A 16,949-nucleotide genomic window follows, 5' to 3' on the forward strand; every position below is an offset into this window, starting at 1 on the left:
GCAGCAGCTTTCGGCGTAGCGCCCCGGAATGCGCCGGCGGCTCAGCCGATGTGCTTGCGGAACCAGGCGAGCAGCTCGGCTTCGGTTTTCGGGCCGGCGTCCGGGTCGTCGGCGCGCAACGTGCAGAAGTGCGCGGCCACCAGGAACTCGTCGTGCAGCGCGAAAATGCAGGCGCCCGTATCGAATCCGGTGTCGGTCTGCACGTAACAGAAAAACCGCCCGACCGGTGCGGAGTCCTTGCGCCACAGGTCGTCCTGGCCCGCGGCGCCGCAGGCGTGTCCACGGAACTGTCCCAGATTCGCCTGATAGAGCAGGTCGGCGGCGCGCCGGTCGGGGAATCCGAAGAATCCCGCCGAGGGGAAGCCCAAACGCGTGCCGCAGCCGAGCATGGCGTTTACCGGGCCCGCGGGCGGATCCAGGTGGCGGCAGTTGCGCGGCCCGAAATCTCCGTCCAGGTGGTCGAGCACCGCTCGGTCGGCGGCAGTGAAGTAGTCCGGATCGACGGCCGCTTCCGCGGCTTTGAACTGAAACCCGTTGCGCAGACCCACATAATCCCGCAACGGCTGCTCCTGCGGTTCCGCCCAGATGTAGACGGCGAGCGCCAGCGCCGCCTCGTTGGTGAGCACCAGCCCCGGCTTCGGTACCGCCGGATCGTCCACGAGACTGGTGAAACACGCCTTGCGCCCCACCTCCTTTCCGTCCACCACCGACGGTCCATCCGGGCCGGGTGGATCGCCCGGACAGTTCGTCGAATGGAACACATCGAAGAACAGCCCGCGATAGTAGGCCCGCAGCTGCTCGACCGTCTGAAACCGCAGAAACCGCCCCGCCGGATCGCTGGCCGCCGGATTCGCCGCGCAGTACACGATCGCAACGGTCGTAGCGTCCGGATCCTGATGAACACAGTTGGCCCGCTTGTAACCCGACGGCCCGACCACCGCGAGCAGATCGATATCGGGCCCGCGCACCGCAGACGAGTCGGCGGCGGGCACGCCGGAGACACGATTGCCCACCCACAACCAGCTAGTCACAGCAATTGTCGCGCAAAGCATTACGGCCAGAAATGCGACGACACCACGCAACACGCGCCTATCAATGCGCACTCGCGGGCCGGCGGAAACAGACGCCGGGTCGGCGACAACTCCTGCCCTGCCCTCGCCCACAACACCGGCCGCCCCCTGGGGCGCGTCCTCCCGCTCCGAGACCTCCTGCCCGGCAAGAGCTTGCGCGCCGGCCGTCGAGCGGGCAGTCACCTGGCCTGCCGCTGAACCCGTAATTTCCAGTAGCGCAGCCAATTCCGTCGCGCCGCATGCGCCGGCGGCCGGCTCCGTAGCTGCTTGGCCGGTGGCCGCGTCCGTAGCCGGCTCCGCCGCAGCAACCTGACCGGTCACCTCCTGGTCTGCGGCTACTCGGCCTGTGGCCGCCTGACTTGCCGCTGTTCGGTCCGGAACCGCCTGTGCTTCGGCAGGTTTACCGAAGGCTGCTTCTACGGCCGAGGCCGACATCTCGTTCTCGGACACGGCGGCTGTTGTCGCCTGGACTCGCTGGGTCGGCGGCGGCTCAGCTGCCGGCTCGGTCTGCGTTCCTGTGACCGTCGCGGTGCTGGTGAGGGCGGAGTGGGCTGCGGAAGCGAGATCTCCGGCGCAGGTGTAGCGCGCGTTGGGATTCTTCGCCAGGCCGCGGGCGATCACCTCGTCGAAAGCGGCGGGCACTTCTCGGCGGATCATGCTGGGGCGCGGCGGGGGTTCGAAGAGGTGGGCGCGCATGATCTCGCCGTCCGTCTCGGCGGGGAACGGCCTTGCGCCCGTGAGGCATTCGTACAGCACGCAGGCGAGCGCGTAGCTGTCGACGGCCGGGGTCACCAGCCGCGAGGTGAACCGCTCCGGCGCCATGTAGTGGAACGAGCCGATCGCCGACCCGTCCGCGGTCAGGCTCTCGCTCGTGCTGGACTGCGCGATGCCGAAGTCGACCAGGTAGGCGAAATCGTCCGTGGTGAGCAGGATGTTGTCGGGTTTGACATCCCGGTGCACCAGGCCGTCGGCGTGCGCGGCATCCAAAGCCGCGGCGATCTGCCGGATCACCACGACCGCACGCTCGGGCGCCAGTGGTGCGTCGCGCCGCAGCACCGCGCGCAGGTTTTCCCCGTCGACCAGGCGCATGTCGATGTAGAGCTGCCCGTCGATCTCACCGTAGTCGTGGATCGGGATGACGTGTGGTTCGGTCAACCGGGCCGCCGCGTGCGATTCCCGGCGGAACCGTTCCCGGAACACCGGGTCCTGGTGGAGCTTCTCGGCGAGCACCTTCACCGCGACGGTCCGGTCCTTCACGGTGTCGTAAGCCTCGAACACCTCGCCCATACCGCCGCGCCCGATCAGCCGATCCAGCCGGTACGGCCCGAACCGAGTGCCCACTGTGCGCGGCGGCCGTTCGGTCGTCATCTCGTCCTCCGTGCGACGGCCCCGGCCGGTGCGAGGGCCCGAGGTCGTGTCAACTGTAGAGCGCGCACCAGGCTTTTCGCAGTCGTACCGGCGCAGCGGAGCCGGTTCGTTGGTCGGTCGTCAGTGGCTCGTTGGTGCCCGCGGCGACAGTGGTCCTCAGCCGAATCCGGCTGGTCGACATCTGAAAGGACCGCAGACATGTTCCGCACCTCCGTACCTCACCCCCGGCGCGTACTGCCCATTGCGCTGGGCATCGCGGCGGTGGCCGGTTTCGGCGCCCTGCTTCCGGCGCCCGCACAGGCGCTGCCCTACGGCCCGTACACCTGTCAGCAAGGCTTCGTCTGGCGCGACGCCTACAACGGCGACACGGTCTGCGTGACGCCCGGCGACCGCGACACCGCGCACGCCGAGAACGCACAGGCCGCCGCGCACCGCTCCCCGAACGGCGGACCCTACGGCCCCGACACCTGCAAGCAGGGTTTCGTCTGGCGCGAGACCCGCCCCGCCGACCACGTCTGCGTGACGCCCGATCGCCGCGACCGCGCCCGCGCCCAGAACAGCGAGGGTGCAAGGCATTTCGCCGACGCGACGCAGCTGCCCACCGGCAACGTGCACGTCCGCACGCAGAAGCATCAGCTCGGCGGCTGGCTGTTCGTCGACAGCGCGTCGGGCCTGTCGCCCAACGCGCGCCTGGAGTTCTACGCCGCGGGCGTGAACGCCAATGGTCTGCGCGCCCTGGGCAATCGGCAGACCGACGGTGACGGCAGACTGCCGCGGGAGACCGCGGCGCTCGCCGACGTCCGCTGCCAGATCCCGCGGGATCGGGCGGCGACCGTAGTTGTCGTGGACACCCGCACCGGCATCGCGACCGCGGCAGGCACCACGTACGCGTTCAGCTGCTGACGAGAACTCGCCGGAACAGCCTGCGATCAGGTACCGCAGGCTGTTCCGGCGTTCGTGCGTCCCCGGCGGTCACACCGGTTCGCATCGCGCTCAGGTCAACGACACCAACTCCCGATAGTCCTCGGTCCACAGGTCCTCGTACGCCTCGGGAAGTACCAGGACGCGATCGGGCCGCAGGGCATCGATCGCGCCTTCGTCGTGGGTGACCATGACGATCGCGCCCGGATAGGTGTCGACCGCGGCGAGCACCTCGGTCCGGGAGGCCGGGTCGAGGTTGTTGGTCGGCTCGTCGAGCAGCAGCACATTCGCACCGGAGTGCACCAGACCGGCCAGTGCCAGGCGGGTCTTCTCGCCACCGGAGAGCACGCCCGCGGGTTTGTCCGCATCGTCGGCACCGGTGAACCCGAAGGCGCCCAGCACATGTCGCACCTGCCCGTCGGCCAGCTGCGGCGTCGCCGCGGCCAGATTGTCCCGCACGCTCAGCGCCGGGTCCAGGGTGTCGTGCTCCTGCGCGAAGTAGCCGAGCCGCAGCCCGGCGCCGGGCACGACCCGACCGCTGTCGGGCGCCTCCCGCCCGGCCAGCAGCCGCAGCAGCGTGGTCTTGCCCGCCCCGTTGTGGCCGAGGATGACCAGCCGGCTCCCGCGATCCACCGCCAGGTCGACCGAATTCAGCACCCGTTGCCCACCATAGGATTTCACCAAGCTGATCGCGCCGAGCGGCATCCGCCCGCACGGGTGCGGTTCGGGCAGCCGGATTCGGGCGACCTTCGCCGCGCGCCGTCGCGGTTCCAGTTCGGCGAGCATCCGGTCGGCCCGCCGGACCATGTTGCGCGCCGCGACCGCCGTCGCCACATGCGATTTCATCTTCTCCGCCTGTGCGTGCAGGGCGGCCGCTTTGCGTTCGGCGGTGGCGCGCTGCCGGATCCGGCGGCGTTCCGCGGAATCCCGCTGGGCGAGATAGCGATTCCAATCGGCGTTGTAGATGTCCAGTGCGCCGCGCTGCGGGTCCAGGTGGAACACCCGGTTGACGAAGCCGGCCAGGAACTGCGCGTCGTGGCTGATCACCACCAGCCCGCCGGCGTAGCCGTGCAGGAATCCACGCAACCAGCCGATCGCGTCCGCGTCCAAGTGGTTGGTCGGCTCGTCGAGCAGCAGTGCCCTATCGGTGCCACCGAACAGGATGCGCGCCAGTTCGACCCGGCGCCGCTGCCCGCCCGAAAGCGCCGAAACCGGTTGTCCGAAGGCGTGATCCGGCACACCGAGCCCGGCCGCGATGCGCGCGGCCTCGGCTTCGGCGGCGTACCCGCCACCGGCCTGGAACTCGGTCTCGGCCCGCGCGTACGCCCGCAACGCGCGGTCGAGGTCGCGCTCGTCGACCGCGTCGGCCATCGCAGCTTCCGCCGCACGCAACTGCCGCACGGCCGCGTCGAGCCCACGCGCGGACAGAATTCGGTCGGCGACCGTTACCCGCGGGTCCACCGCGCCGGGATCCTGTGCCAGTACGTCGACCGAGCCGGTGACGGTGACCGTCCCCGCGACCGGCGCCTGTTGACCGGTCAGGCAGCGCAGCAGACTGGTTTTGCCCGCGCCGTTACGTCCGATCAAACCGATCCGGTCGCCGGGAGAGATAGTGAAGGAGGTGTCCGAGAGCAGCACGCGGGCACCCACGCGCAGCTCGACACCGCGAACGGTGATCATGAGAATTACTCCGAGTTGTCGAAGGACAGACTTCTAGCCGGGAAACCAGGTCCTCAGCTAGGAAACTCGGGGTGTAGACATGCGGACAACCGTACCTGGTCGCACTGACCAGGCCGAATGATTTAAAGGGCGGCATCGCGTTCAGGGCCGCCACCTCGGCCATCCGCAGGAGCTTGTCGACCATGGCCGTGCCGTACGCGTGTCCAGCGGCCGACACGCGGGGCGGCACACCGGGGCCTGCAGGGAACCGGGGCACGGCGATTCCGCAGCACTTATCGTCTAGCTCATGTCGTGGCAGTACACCTTGTGGGGACTGGCGGGGTCCGCGGCCAACTGTGGCGTGGTGTTTCTCGAAGCCAGCCGGCGAACCAAGGGGTGGCCGTGGACCAGACCCAGCGGTCCCGGCGGGGGCGTCTACGTCGTCTCGCTGGTGATCAATCTCGGTGTCGCGACGGCGACTACGGCCGCCCTGGCGACCACTTCGATCATCACCAGCGGGCTCGTCGCCTTCGGAACAGGCGCGGCCGCACCGGTGGTGGTGAAGAAATTGGCGCGGTACGCCGAGGGGCTGCTGCCCGGTGCCGACGGTTCGGAATCGAGGTGAGGCACGGTGGTAGATGATGTGCTCCGCCGACTGCTGTCGGCCCTGGCCGGATCGACGTCGGCGTTTTCCGGACCGGCGCGCAGCGAGTACGGCAGCGGGCCGCGGCGATTGCTGTCGGCCTTGGCCGGTTCGGCGCCCGCGTTCACGCCGGAGCCCACCGGCGATCACCCCGGCGATGCCGAATTCACCACTGCCCATGCGGGATTCGGCCACCACACGAACACCGCAGCACCACCGGACAACACCGCGTACAGCGAATATCCGGACGCGGATGAAGAACTCAGTACCGCGGTCACCGCGGCCGCGCAGGGTGACCGCGCGGCCCTTGCCACGATCGTCGAGAGCATCCGTCCGCTCGTCGTGCGTTACACCCGTGCCAGATTCGCCCGAACAGACACCGGACCGGACCCGGACGACCTCGCCCAGGAGATCCTGCTCACGGTAGTGACCGCGCTGCCGCGATATACCGCCCAGGGCAGACCGTTCCTGGCCTTCGTCTACGGGATCGCCGCGCACAAGGTCGCCGCGGCCGAGCGCGCGATCACCCGGCCGGAGAAACCGGCGGCGGTCGAGATCCCGGAGGACCTTTCGCCGTTGTTCGAGCAGCGAGCGCTCGAACCCGAAACCGACGCGGAACTCAGCGGTTTCCTCGCCACCCTGCCCGATCAAGAGCGCGAGATCCTGATCCTGCGCCTGGTGCTCGGCCTGTCGTTGCGCGACACCGCCGTAGCGGTCAACAGCACGACGGACGCGGTCGAACGTACCCAGGAACGCGCGTTGACCCAGCTCGAAAAGCGATTCGGCACCCGCGGATTCACCTCCGGCTAGGCGACGCGCGCTCGCGTGGACGGGGGCTCCTGGGGGCGGGTAGGGTCTCTCCAATTCTGATGAGGAGAGCGTGAATGAAAAGCATTGGGTTGCTGGCGATCGGGGCTGCGCTGGTGCTGGCGGGTTGTGGCTCGTCGGACAGCACCGAGGCGGCCGGGTCGTCGAGTACCGCAACCAACAGCGCGGTGCGCAGCAAGTCGTGCCAGGACTATCTGCCGCTGTTGAGCAAGTTGAAGGACGTGAGCGTGGAGTCCGCGAACAAGACCGCGGAAGACACCATCGCGATGCTCCCCCAGTCCCCGCAGTGGCCCGCGCTCAGCGAGACCGACCGGCAGTCGATGATCGCCGGCATCCGGGACGCCGCGACCGGTAAGTGCTGACGGCACAAGCCGACTCAGCGCGATCGTGACCCACGTTCGCGCCCGTGCGCCCGGCGGTGCAACGCGAGCTGCAATTCCAGCAGCAGCCGGTCGCCGGGATCGGTGAGATCGATGCCCAGGATCTCCTCGACGCGACGAATGCGGTAGCGCAACGTATTCGGATGCACCTGCAGCACGGCCGCCGCGGCGCGCACGTCACCGTGCTCGCGCAGATAGATGTCCACGCTCTCGCGCAGGCTCGCCGAATGTTTGAGGTCGTAGTCCGAGAGCGCGCGCAGCCGCGGATCGTGCAGTTCGGGACGGCTGCCGACGAGGTCGAGGATCTCGCCGAGCAGCACCGCCGTCCGCGATTCCGCGAGCGTGGTGACCCGCCCCTTCGGATAGGTCGCGACGGTGCTGTCGAGCACGCGGTCGACCTCACGCCGGGCGGAGGCGACCCCGCTCAGATCGTCGATCGGGCAGGCGATGGCCGCCCGAAGCGCCAGCGCGCGTTTGGCTTCGAGCTGCTCGACCAGCTGCCGGGTCCACGCCGTCACCGCGTGCGCGGCCCGATAACTCGGCAGCAGCACGTAGACGCGGTCGCCGAGCGTGGCCGTCACCGAATCGTTCCGGAATGAGCTGGCGCGCAGGCGAAGCATGTTGCCCAGCGCCGAAGGCTCGGTGGCGGGCGCGGTTTCGGTGGCGGTCAGCGCGAAGCCGACCACGGCGGCCGGTCCGGTGGTCGGCAGGTTGAGCGCGGTCGCCACGGTCGCCACATCGACCGGACCACCCTCGCCGAACAAGCCCTGCACGAGCAGCGCCTCGGTGGACGGCGCGTCGAGGCTGCGCGAAATGAGTCGCGCCGCGATGGCCGAGGCGCCGCGCAGGATCTCCGCCGCGTCCGGTTTGAACGGCCGATCGCCCTGTTGCAACCAGATCGCGCCGAGCACGCGTGGCGCGCGTACGGCACCGTCCGCGGGATGCCGGATGCTCACCACCAGCCGGCGTTTGATGTTCAGTTCCTCGTGCGCGGGCACGTCGATCACCTCGTCGGTGCGGCGCAACCGATCGAACACGCCCCATTTGCGCAGCACCGCCAGGTACTCCCGCGGTCCCTCGCGGCCGAGGATCGACATCACCCGCATCTGGTCGGCGGCCTCGGCGGCGGAGGCGGAGTACGCCAGCACATGCGACTGCGGGTCCTCGATCGACACCATGCCGCCCGCGTTCTGCGCGACGATCTGCGCCAGACCGAACAGGTCGATGTCCGCGGCGACCAGCCCACTATCAATAGCCACGTCTACGCCTTTCGGCCAACTCGACAACACACTCATCCCATCTTTGTCCTGTCAGCCCATTTCCCGCGCACTTTTCCGGTGTTGACTTCGGCTCACCGCAGTTTCAGAGCGTGTGTGCGCCGCCGATCCGCGACGCCGCATCGTCAGTCCAGCAGGAGGAATCATGGACGCCATCGTGTCCACACCGCGGCCGGCGAACGAGCCGGTCGGCACGTTCGCCCCCGGTAGTGCGGAACGTACACGGTTGCAGGCGAAACTGGCCGAGCTGGGTGCCACGCCGACCGACGTGCACCACGTGATCGGCGGCGAGCACCGGCGCAGCTCCGGCAAGACGATCGAGGTCGTGCAGCCGCACCGGCACGCCGCCGTGCTCGGCACCCTCACCACCGCCGCCCCCAGCGACGTCGACGACGCGATCACGGCCGCCACCGCCGCCGCACCCGCCTGGCGTGCGCTCTCGTTCGAGGATCGGGCCGCGGTCTTCCTGCGCGCCGCCGATCTGCTGGCCGGTCCGTGGCGGGAAACCATCGCCGCCGCAACGATGCTCGGTCAGTCCAAGACCGCCTATCAGGCCGAGATCGACACCCCGTGCGAGTTGGTCGATTTCTGGCGATTCAACGTGCATTTCGCCCGGCAGATCCTCGCCGACCAGCCGATCTCCACGCCCGGCGTGTGGAACAAGGTCGAATACCGGCCGCTGGACGGGTTCGTCTACGCGATCACGCCGTTCAATTTCTCCGCGATCGCGGGCAACCTGCCGACCGCGCCCGCGCTGATGGGCAACACCGTGGTCTGGAAGCCCGCGATGACCCAGTCGGTCGCCGCGTACTGGACGATGAAGCTGCTCGAGGCCGCCGGCCTGCCGCCCGGCGTGATCAACATGGTGCACGGCGCCGGACCCAAGGTCTCCGACGTGGTGTTGCAGGACCGGCGCCTCGCCGGCATCCATTTCACCGGTTCCACCGCCACCTTCCAGCACCTGTGGCGCTCGGTCGCGGCGAACATCTCCGACTACAACTCCTACCCGCGCCTGGTCGGCGAGACCGGCGGCAAGGACTTCGTGCTCGCGCACAGCTCCGCCGATCCGGACGTGCTCACCACCGCGCTGATCCGCGGCGCGTTCGACTACCAGGGCCAGAAGTGCTCGGCGGCGTCGCGCGCGTTCGTCCCGAAGTCGGTGTGGGCCAAGATGGGTCGCGACTTCCTCGACAAGGTGGCCACGCTGTCCTACGGCGACGTCACCGACTTCAGCCACTTCGGCGGCGCACTGATCGACAAGCGCGCCTTCGACAAGAACGCCGAGGCGATCGCCCGGGCGAAGGCGACGCCGAGCCTGTCGATCGCGGCGGGCGGGCACGCCGACGATTCGGTCGGCTACTTCGTCGACCCGACCGTGCTGCTCGGTGAGGATCCCGGCGACGAGGCGTTCAGCACCGAGTACTTCGGCCCGATCCTGTCGGTGCACGTCTACGACGACGCGGCGAGCGGCTCGTTCGAACGCATCCTCGACCTGGTCGATCAGGGCTCCCCGTACGCGCTGACCGGCGCGATCATCGCCGACGACCGGCTCGCGGTGGCCAAGGCGACCGAGGGGCTGCGCTTCGCCGCGGGCAACTTCTACATCAACGACAAGCCCACCGGCGCGGTGGTCGGCCAGCAGCCCTTCGGCGGGTCGCGCGCCTCGGGCACCAACGACAAGGCAGGCTCGCCGCAGAACCTGCTGCGCTGGACCTCTGCTCGCACCATCAAGGAAACGTTCGTCCCGGCGACCGATCACCGCTACCCGCATCAGGACGCGTGATGAGCCACTCGCACGTCGTCCGGCTCCGTGCAGCCGACCGGTCCCGCAGAACACAGGAGGCGTGATGGCCTTTTCGACCCTGTTGCGTCCGGCCATGCTGGCCGCGTCGCGTTCGCCGCGCATGGAGCGCACGATCACCCGGATGTCGACGACGAAGAAGCTCGTCGACCGGTTCGTCGCGGGTGACTCCGCCGATCAGGCGATGGTGGCCGTGCGGACGCTGCTGGCGTCCGGCCGCTACGTCACCATCGACTATCTCGGTGAGGACACCACCGAGATCGAACAGGCCCGCACCACCGTCACCCACTACCTGCACATGCTCTCGGAGCTGGCCCGGCTCGACGTGCCGGCGGAGTCGGCAACGGTTCGGCCGCTGGAGGTTTCGCTCAAGCTGTCGGCGCTGGGCCAGTCGCTGGCGCAGGACGGTCACGCGATCGCGCTCGACCACGCCCGCCAGATCTGCACGGCCGCGGAATCGGCCGGTGTCTGGGTGAACGTCGACGCGGAGGACCACACCACCACCGACTCCACTTTGAGCATCGTGCGGGAACTGCGCGCCGACTTCCCCACCGTCGGCACGGTGCTGCAGGCGTATCTGCGCCGCACCGAGGGCGACTGCCGGGAGCTGTCCGGCGAAGGCTCCCGCATCCGGCTGTGCAAAGGCGCGTACAAGGAACCGGCGTCGGTGGCGTTCCAGGAGCGCGCCGCGGTCGACGATTCGTACCTGCGCTGTCTGCGGGTGCTGATGCTCGGCGACGGCTACCCGATGGTGGCCACCCACGATCCCGCGCTCATCACCTCCGCGCTGGAGTGTGTCGAGACGACGCACCGCAAGGCCGACGAGTTCGAGTTCCAGATGCTCTACGGCATCCGCGACGCCGAACAGCGCAGGCTCGTCGACGAACGCAACCACCTGCGGGTCTATGTGCCCTACGGCGACCAGTGGTACGGCTACTTCATGCGCAGGCTCGCCGAACGCCCCGCCAACGTCGCGTTCTTCCTGCGTTCGCTGAAGCCCGGCAGCGCACGCTGAGGTGACGGCACTTTTCGGTGCGGCTCGCCCTACTGGGCGGGCCGCACCGATCCGGTCCCGGGTGCGGTTCCGCCCCGCAGCTTGGCCCGCCGAATAAACCCACTGAACAATATTTGGCCAACTCGCCGATCACACCGGCGCTGTGGTCGTATTTAGTAACCACAGCTCGAAGTGTGATCTGCGTTACGCACAGTCGCGTGACGTGGAGGACGAAAGGAACCACATGTCCATCGCGGAGTTGCGTAGCCAAATGCTGCGCCGCAAACCCATGGGGCAGATAGCCGACGAGGGGGCACCGGCCGACGAACAGCTGGCTCGGTCGCTCGGTCTATGGCAGCTCACCGCCATCGGCGTCGGCGGCATCATCGGCGCGGGCATCTTCACGCTCGCGGGTGCGGTCGCACATTCGGTCACCGGCCCCTCGGTGCTCATCTCGTTCCTGATCGCCGGTGTGGCCAGTGCCGCCGCCGCGCTCTGCTACGCCGAATTCGCGGGGATGGTGCCGAAGGCGGGGTCGGCCTACACCTACGGCTATGTGTCGTTGGGCGAGATCGCGGGCTGGTTCATCGGCTGGGACCTGCTGCTGGAGTACATCGCGGTCGCGGCGGTCGTCGCGATCGGCGTGTCCGGCTACTTCCGCTTCCTGCTCGAGCAGGTGGACGTCACGCTGCCCGATTGGATGATGGGTGCGCACGGCACCGGTGACGGGCATGTGGTCGACGTGTTCGCGATGCTGTTCTGCCTGGGCACCGCCTGGCTGCTGTCGCGCGGCATCCGCAGTGTCGGCCGGTTCGAGACCGTCGCCGTCGGCATCAAGGTCGCGCTCGTGCTGCTGATCATCGTGCTCGGCGTGTTCCATATCGACAGTTCCAACTACACCCCGTACTTCCCGTTCGGTTCCGGTGCGGTGTGGACCGGCGCGGCGACGGTGTTCTTCGCGGTGTTCGGCTATGACGCGATGAGCACGGCCGCCGAGGAATCCGTCGACGGCAAGAAGCATCTGCCCAAGGCTATCCTCTACTCGCTCGCCATCGCGATGGTGTTGTACGTGCTGGCCACCCTGGTGCTCACCGGCATGCAGAAGTACACCGAGATCAGCCCGACCAGCGGTTTCTCCACCGCGTTCGAGGCGGTCGGCCAGCCGGGCATCGCGAACATCATCGCGATCGGCGCCATCGTCGGCATCGTCACCGTCGTGCTCACGTTCATGCTCGGCGTGACCCGGGTCTGGTACGCGATGAGCCGCGACGGGCTGCTGCCCGAATGGTTCGCCAAGACCCACCCGGTACGCAAGGTGCCCACCCGGGTGACCTGGATCGTCGGTATCGGTGCGGCCGTGATGGCCGGTCTGCTCGACATCACCGTCGTCGCCGAGCTCACCAACATCGGCATCCTGATGGCGTTCATCGTCGTCTCGGTCGCCGTGATCGTGTTGCGCCGCACCCGGCCCGACGAGCCGCGGCAGTTCCGGCTGCCGCTGATGCCGGTGGTGCCGCTGATCGGCATCGGCTTCTCGCTCTACCTGATCTGGTCGCTGCCGTGGCAGACCTGGGTGCGGTTCGCGGCCTGGCTGGTCGCCGGCTTGGCCGTGTACTTCTTCTACTCGCGCACGCACTCCAAGCTGGAGCGCACCGGCCCGGTCGACGCGGTGCAGTTGGAGAAATAACTTCGAGGGGCACCGACGCCGGCTCCTCGAAACCGATCGGGTGGGTGTGCCTCGCGGCCGCCCACCCGATCTCGTTTCCCCCGCGTGCACAAAACACGTTTGCGCCGACCGCAACGGTACGTTCGTCAGAACTGCCGTTGTTGAAGTCGATCGAACGAGAAAGCGGAGGTGCGGATGCACTGGGACCAGATGACCGCCTCACCTGACGAACTGCACGAGCGCGCGAACCGGGTGCGCCGGGCGGCCGGACAGCTCGGCGTCCTCGAATCGATCATCACTGCCGCGCAGGGCCCGTGGCTGGGCGCCCTCGACGCCGACGGCAAAGGCGCGGCCGAACTGAAGATGCATCTCGCCGGGCGCTATCGCCTCACCGCCGTGGTGACCAGCGCCGGGAAACTCAACCTTGTACAGATGCACTCCCCGGCCGCGGGCCAGGCCGGCGATCGGGTGCTGTCGCCGAAGGTTTCGGTGCGGCGCGGCTGGGACGGCGACGAGGAGATGCCCAAACAACCCGAATGGCTCGACTATGTCGTCGGCTGGGTGCGTACCGCCAGCGACGACGTCGACCGTCGCGCGGTCATCGAATGGCGGCTCGGCGGCGCCGATCAAAAGCTCGCCGCCATGAACGACACCATCGACAGCCTGCTCGCCAGTCTCCAGGAACGCCAAGCACTGCGCGACGAACTCGCCGACGAAATCGGCTCGCTCCGCGAAGAATTGCGTGCCCTGGACGCGGCGCAAGCACAACCGGCACAGCACCGCGATGAAATTCCCACCGAAAACGAAACGAGCACAACCCCCTGATCGGGTGGAAATTTCGCAAGAATTGTTGTCTCAGAACAGCAATCACGGTTCCCCTCCCGAAAAGGACTGTCCGGCCAGCCGATCTCGTTACACTGACGTGCGGTGAAAGTGGCGCTGAAGTCACTTGTGCTCGGCTGAGCGACGCGTCTGGATTTCCTTCGCCGAATATTGCTGTGCCATTTGATTACGAGTGAGGGGAACGACATGAGCATCAGCGAGAAAATCGCCGCCGGTGAACTGGACGATCTGAAGTTTCACGGCAAGCTCGAAGGCGGGCACCTGGTGCCCGGTGGTCTGCTCGGCGACCAGGCCGCGATGGACGATATCGAGGTCGGTATGTATGTCCTGGAGAAGGACGGCACGCTGATCGCCTGCAACAAGACCGCCATCGGCGCCTGGGGACGCAGTCCCGAACTGGGCACGAGCGAAAAGTACTGCGGCGCCTTCCGGCTGCGCTACCCGTCCGGCGAGGTCATGCCGCACGAAGCGGCCCCGCCGTCGGTGGTCATCAACAACGGGGGCACCGTCCGTGACGCCGACGTGATCTGCGAACAGCCCGACGGTTTCCGGCTGCTCGCCCTGGTCAACGTCTTCCCCATCCGCGACGAGTCCGACGAGGTCATCGGCGCGGTCAACATCTTCCGGCACAACACCACCAAGACCGTGCCTGGCCTGCAAGTGGCGGCGGACGCCGGCTGAACTTCGCTCGCACAGCGCCTCTTCCGCCGGCAGAGGCGCTGTGCTCATGTCCGCGCGACGAGCCCGCGCCGGGGGGCCGAAAGCCGCAGGGCGTCGAAAAGCGGGGCTGCGATGTCACACGGCGCGCGTGGCCGGTGTCTTCATGTCGTAGGAATCGACAAGGAGGCGCGACATGGCCGGCACACCCCGAATCCCCAAGGCGGCACTGACCGGATTCCGCGGCAGGCTCGCGAAGGCGATCACCCGCAAGATGTTCGGCGAGGTACCCGAACCGCTCGAGGTGATGTGGCATCACCCCGCCGTGGTCATGGACACCAGCGCGCTCGGGCGCAAGGTGGCCAAGTGGGATCGCGCGGACGCGAATCTGAAATCGTTCGCGCACATGGCGGTGGCCTCGCTCGTCGGCTGCACCTGGTGCCTGGACTTCGGCTACTTCCACGCGCACAACGACGGCCTCGACGAGGTGAAGGCCCGCGAAGTCCCGCGCTGGCGGGAGTCCGACGTGTTCACGCCGCTGGAGCGGCAGGTGATGGCCTACGCGGAGGCGATGAGCCAGACGCCGCCCACCGTCACCGACGAAATGTCCGCGGCGCTGCTCGCGGAACTGGGCGCCGCCGCACTGGTCGAGCTGACGAACTGGATCGCGTTCGCCAACATGGCCACCCGCACCAACACCGCGCTCGGCATCGAGGCCCAGGGCTTCGCCGCCGCCTGCGAACTGCGTCCGCTGGCTCAGCCGAGCCGGGTAGCGTCCGGGGCATGAGCGCACCGACGACGGCCGGGCAGGGTGGGCTCCGGGCCACACCGAAGGGAGAGCGCATGCGCGACGACCCGTTCGTCACCCACCGCAGTCTGCTGTTCACGGTGGCGTACCAGCTGCTCGGTTCCGCCGCCGACGCCGACGACGTGGTGCAGGAGACGTGGCTGCGCTGGGCGGCGGTGGACCGCGCAGAGGTGCGTGACCCGCGCGCCTATCTGGTGCGCACCACCACCAGGCAGGCGCTCAACCGATTGCGCACGGTGGCGCGGCGGCGCGAGGAGTACGTCGGCGAATGGCTCCCCGAACCGCTGCTCACCAGCCCCGACGTGGCCGAGGATGTCGAACTGGCCGAGCACGTGTCGATGGCGATGCTGACGGTGCTGGAAACGCTCGGCCCGACCGAGCGCGCGGTGTTCGTGCTGCGCGAGGTGTTCGATGCCCCGTACGAGGAGATCGCCGGCGCACTGGAGAAGTCCGCGGCGGCGGTCCGGCAGATCGCCCGCCGGGCGCGTGAGCACGTGGCCGCCCGTCGCCCGCGCGTGCCGGTCACCCGTGTCGAGCAGCAGACCGCGGTGGCGCGGTTCCGCAGCGCGATCCAAACCGGCAACGTCCAGGCCTTGCTCGACGTGCTCGCCCCCGATGTGCTGCTGGTCGCCGACGGCGGCGGGATCGTGCAGGCGTTCCCGCATCCGTTGCGCGGCGCGCGCCGGACAGCGCGCATGTTCGCCCAGTTCCCCGATTTCGTACCGGGTGCGCACATCTGGTCGGTGTCGGTCAACGGCGCCGCGGCGCTGCGGGTCGACACCGACGGTGATCTGTCCGCCACGATCAGCCTGTCCGTGGCAGACGGCCGGATCACCCACATCTACATCGTCCGCAACCCGAACAAACTCACCCGCCTGCGCGAGATCAGGCCGCTGAGCCGGGTCTAGCAACCACGAATGCCCCGGTCCCCCACGGGATCGGGGCATTCGCGTGCCACCATCAGTGCTGATGCCAGTACGGCATCAGTAGATAGCGAACAGGTGTTGGACAGGCATCAATCCAGCGTCTTACCCTTCTGACACGTCGCGCGAAGAGTGACCCACCCCACATTCCTCGCAGGCACAGGAGGACAATGATGTGTGAAAGTTCATGCCCCGCAGTATCTTCCGGTCTCCGCACGAACGGGGACGATGCCGGATGAGCTATGACCGAATCCTTATCACCGGCGCGGGCGGCGGCATCGGCACCTTGATGCGACCGCGCCTGGCCCGGCCCGGCCGCACCCTGCGGCTACTGGATCTGGTCGAACTGCCCGCGCCGCAACCCGGCGAACAGGTCGAGCTGATCACCGGCTCGCTCACCGACCCCGGCACCATGGCGGCCGCCTGCCGCGAAGTGGACGCGGTCATCCATCTGGGCGGCATCAGCCGCGAGGACAGCTGGGAGCGGGTGCTCGCGGTGAATGTCGTTGGCACCCATACCGTTCTGGAAGCGGCACGGCAGGCGGGTATCACCCGCGTCGTGCTGGCGTCCAGCAACCACGCCGTCGGCTACCGGCGGGTCGGCGAGGCGGGACCGAACGGCATTGCGGGCGAGGCGCCCCCGCGACCGGACACCTACTACGGCTTCAGCAAAGCCGCGATCGAAGCACTCGGCAGCCTGTATCACTCCCGGTTCGGCATGGACGTGGTCTGCGTCCGCATCGGCTCGTGTTTCGAACGGCCGCACGATGTCCGCGGGTTGTCGACCTGGCTGTCCCCGGACGACGGCGCCCGCCTGTTCGAGGCCTGTCTCACGACGGAAAGCCCTGGCTTCCAAGTTATCTGGGGCGTTTCGAAGAACACCCGCGCCATCGTCTCCCTGGCCGAGGCCGAGCAGCTCGGCTACCGGAGCCTGGACGACGCCGAGAAGTTCGCCACCGAGGTCACCGCGGGCGCCGCCCCGGTCTTCCTCGGCGGCCCGTTCCTGGAAACCCCACTGGGCGAACCCAACCCGCTCTGACACCCATTTCTCGACAACGCCCGTGCGGCCCGTGCCGCGACGGGTGCTTGCTCGACCGCGAAAGAAGCGCAA

The 16,949-nt window shown here is 68.3% G+C and carries 15 protein-coding genes; 12 read left to right on the plus strand and 3 right to left on the minus strand.

The window, feature by feature from the left end:
* Nucleotides 1–41: 41 nt before the first annotated feature.
* Entirely contained in the window at nucleotides 42–2,438 is a 2,397-nt protein-coding gene (locus TY25_RS44560; protein ID WP_081869207.1) for a serine/threonine-protein kinase, read from the minus strand.
* Nucleotides 2,439–2,636: 198 nt separating this feature from the next.
* Here TY25_RS44560 and TY25_RS40875 point away from each other — a divergent pair, with 198 nt between their 5' ends.
* On the plus strand, nucleotides 2,637–3,341 hold the full coding sequence (locus TY25_RS40875; protein ID WP_052383291.1) for a hypothetical protein: 705 nt from the start codon (nucleotides 2,637–2,639) through the stop codon (nucleotides 3,339–3,341).
* Between the two features lie 90 nt (nucleotides 3,342–3,431).
* Here TY25_RS40875 and TY25_RS30655 read toward each other — a convergent pair whose 3' ends face one another.
* Nucleotides 3,432–5,039, minus strand: a complete 1,608-nt coding sequence (locus TY25_RS30655; RefSeq protein WP_042261947.1) for an ABC-F family ATP-binding cassette domain-containing protein — start codon at nucleotides 5,037–5,039, stop codon at nucleotides 3,432–3,434.
* Nucleotides 5,040–5,325: 286 nt separating this feature from the next.
* On the opposite strand from TY25_RS30655, the gene TY25_RS30660 reads away from it, so the two are divergent.
* From TY25_RS30660 to TY25_RS30670, 3 genes are all read left to right on the plus strand, one after another.
* Nucleotides 5,326–5,643 carry a hypothetical protein gene (locus TY25_RS30660; protein ID WP_042261950.1) on the plus strand — a complete coding sequence of 106 codons (318 nt, stop codon included), beginning with the start codon at nucleotides 5,326–5,328 and terminating at the stop codon, nucleotides 5,641–5,643.
* A gap of 6 nt (nucleotides 5,644–5,649) precedes the next feature.
* A complete protein-coding gene (locus TY25_RS30665; RefSeq protein WP_370466271.1) occupies nucleotides 5,650–6,471 on the plus strand; it encodes a sigma-70 family RNA polymerase sigma factor in 822 nt (273 codons plus the stop codon).
* Nucleotides 6,472–6,545: 74 nt separating this feature from the next.
* Complete coding sequence (locus TY25_RS30670; protein ID WP_115347069.1) at nucleotides 6,546–6,851, plus strand: hypothetical protein; 306 nt, start codon at nucleotides 6,546–6,548, stop codon at nucleotides 6,849–6,851.
* Between the two features lie 14 nt (nucleotides 6,852–6,865).
* On the opposite strand, the gene TY25_RS30675 is transcribed toward TY25_RS30670, so the two are convergent.
* Nucleotides 6,866–8,128: a PucR family transcriptional regulator gene (locus tag TY25_RS30675; RefSeq protein ID WP_052383292.1), complete on the minus strand. Its 1,263-nt coding sequence runs from the start codon at nucleotides 8,126–8,128 to the stop codon at nucleotides 6,866–6,868.
* 163 nt (nucleotides 8,129–8,291) lie between these two features.
* Here TY25_RS30675 and pruA point away from each other — a divergent pair, with 163 nt between their 5' ends.
* The 8 genes from pruA (at nucleotide 8,292) to TY25_RS30715 (ending at nucleotide 16,877) form a co-directional block, all read left to right on the plus strand.
* Nucleotides 8,292–9,929 carry an L-glutamate gamma-semialdehyde dehydrogenase gene (gene pruA / locus TY25_RS30680; RefSeq protein ID WP_042261956.1) on the plus strand — a complete coding sequence of 546 codons (1,638 nt, stop codon included), beginning with the start codon at nucleotides 8,292–8,294 and terminating at the stop codon, nucleotides 9,927–9,929.
* A 64-nt stretch (nucleotides 9,930–9,993) separates the two neighbouring features.
* Entirely contained in the window at nucleotides 9,994–10,962 is a 969-nt protein-coding gene (locus TY25_RS30685; protein WP_042261958.1) for a proline dehydrogenase family protein, read from the plus strand.
* A gap of 223 nt (nucleotides 10,963–11,185) precedes the next feature.
* Nucleotides 11,186–12,628 (plus strand): amino acid permease, encoded by a 1,443-nt coding sequence (locus TY25_RS30690; RefSeq protein WP_042262008.1) that lies wholly within the window; start codon nucleotides 11,186–11,188, stop codon nucleotides 12,626–12,628.
* Between the two features lie 189 nt (nucleotides 12,629–12,817).
* Nucleotides 12,818–13,432, plus strand: a complete 615-nt coding sequence (locus tag TY25_RS30695) for a hypothetical protein (protein ID WP_146153998.1) — start codon at nucleotides 12,818–12,820, stop codon at nucleotides 13,430–13,432.
* 204 nt (nucleotides 13,433–13,636) lie between these two features.
* On the plus strand, nucleotides 13,637–14,131 hold the full coding sequence (locus tag TY25_RS30700) for a PAS domain-containing protein (protein WP_042261962.1): 495 nt from the start codon (nucleotides 13,637–13,639) through the stop codon (nucleotides 14,129–14,131).
* A gap of 172 nt (nucleotides 14,132–14,303) precedes the next feature.
* Nucleotides 14,304–14,894 carry a carboxymuconolactone decarboxylase family protein gene (locus TY25_RS30705; protein WP_042261963.1) on the plus strand — a complete coding sequence of 197 codons (591 nt, stop codon included), beginning with the start codon at nucleotides 14,304–14,306 and terminating at the stop codon, nucleotides 14,892–14,894.
* Nucleotides 14,895–14,950: 56 nt separating this feature from the next.
* Nucleotides 14,951–15,823 carry an RNA polymerase sigma-70 factor gene (locus tag TY25_RS30710; protein ID WP_042261965.1) on the plus strand — a complete coding sequence of 291 codons (873 nt, stop codon included), beginning with the start codon at nucleotides 14,951–14,953 and terminating at the stop codon, nucleotides 15,821–15,823.
* 250 nt (nucleotides 15,824–16,073) lie between these two features.
* The gene (locus TY25_RS30715) at nucleotides 16,074–16,877 is read left to right on the plus strand and encodes an NAD-dependent epimerase/dehydratase family protein (RefSeq protein WP_042261967.1); all 804 of its coding nucleotides are present in this window, start codon (nucleotides 16,074–16,076) and stop codon (nucleotides 16,875–16,877) included.
* Nucleotides 16,878–16,949 lie beyond the last annotated feature (72 nt).

It is taken from the genome of Nocardia brasiliensis NBRC 14402, assembly GCF_000308475.2.
Lineage (GTDB): Bacteria > Actinomycetota > Actinomycetes > Mycobacteriales > Mycobacteriaceae > Nocardia > Nocardia brasiliensis.

Coding starts and splice junctions, on each gene's coding strand:
- TY25_RS44560 (WP_081869207.1), bottom strand. CDS start 2,438: ATGACGACCGAACGGCCGCCGCGCACAGTGGGCACTCGGTTCGGGCCG.
- TY25_RS40875 (WP_052383291.1), top strand. CDS start 2,637: ATGTTCCGCACCTCCGTACCTCACCCCCGGCGCGTACTGCCCATTGCG.
- TY25_RS30655 (WP_042261947.1), bottom strand. CDS start 5,039: ATGATCACCGTTCGCGGTGTCGAGCTGCGCGTGGGTGCCCGCGTGCTG.
- TY25_RS30660 (WP_042261950.1), top strand. CDS start 5,326: ATGTCGTGGCAGTACACCTTGTGGGGACTGGCGGGGTCCGCGGCCAAC.
- TY25_RS30670 (WP_115347069.1), top strand. CDS start 6,546: ATGAAAAGCATTGGGTTGCTGGCGATCGGGGCTGCGCTGGTGCTGGCG.
- pruA (WP_042261956.1), top strand. CDS start 8,292: ATGGACGCCATCGTGTCCACACCGCGGCCGGCGAACGAGCCGGTCGGC.
- TY25_RS30685 (WP_042261958.1), top strand. CDS start 9,994: ATGGCCTTTTCGACCCTGTTGCGTCCGGCCATGCTGGCCGCGTCGCGT.
- TY25_RS30690 (WP_042262008.1), top strand. CDS start 11,186: ATGTCCATCGCGGAGTTGCGTAGCCAAATGCTGCGCCGCAAACCCATG.
- TY25_RS30695 (WP_146153998.1), top strand. CDS start 12,818: ATGACCGCCTCACCTGACGAACTGCACGAGCGCGCGAACCGGGTGCGC.
- TY25_RS30700 (WP_042261962.1), top strand. CDS start 13,637: ATGAGCATCAGCGAGAAAATCGCCGCCGGTGAACTGGACGATCTGAAG.
- TY25_RS30705 (WP_042261963.1), top strand. CDS start 14,304: ATGGCCGGCACACCCCGAATCCCCAAGGCGGCACTGACCGGATTCCGC.
- TY25_RS30710 (WP_042261965.1), top strand. CDS start 14,951: ATGCGCGACGACCCGTTCGTCACCCACCGCAGTCTGCTGTTCACGGTG.
- TY25_RS30715 (WP_042261967.1), top strand. CDS start 16,074: ATGAGCTATGACCGAATCCTTATCACCGGCGCGGGCGGCGGCATCGGC.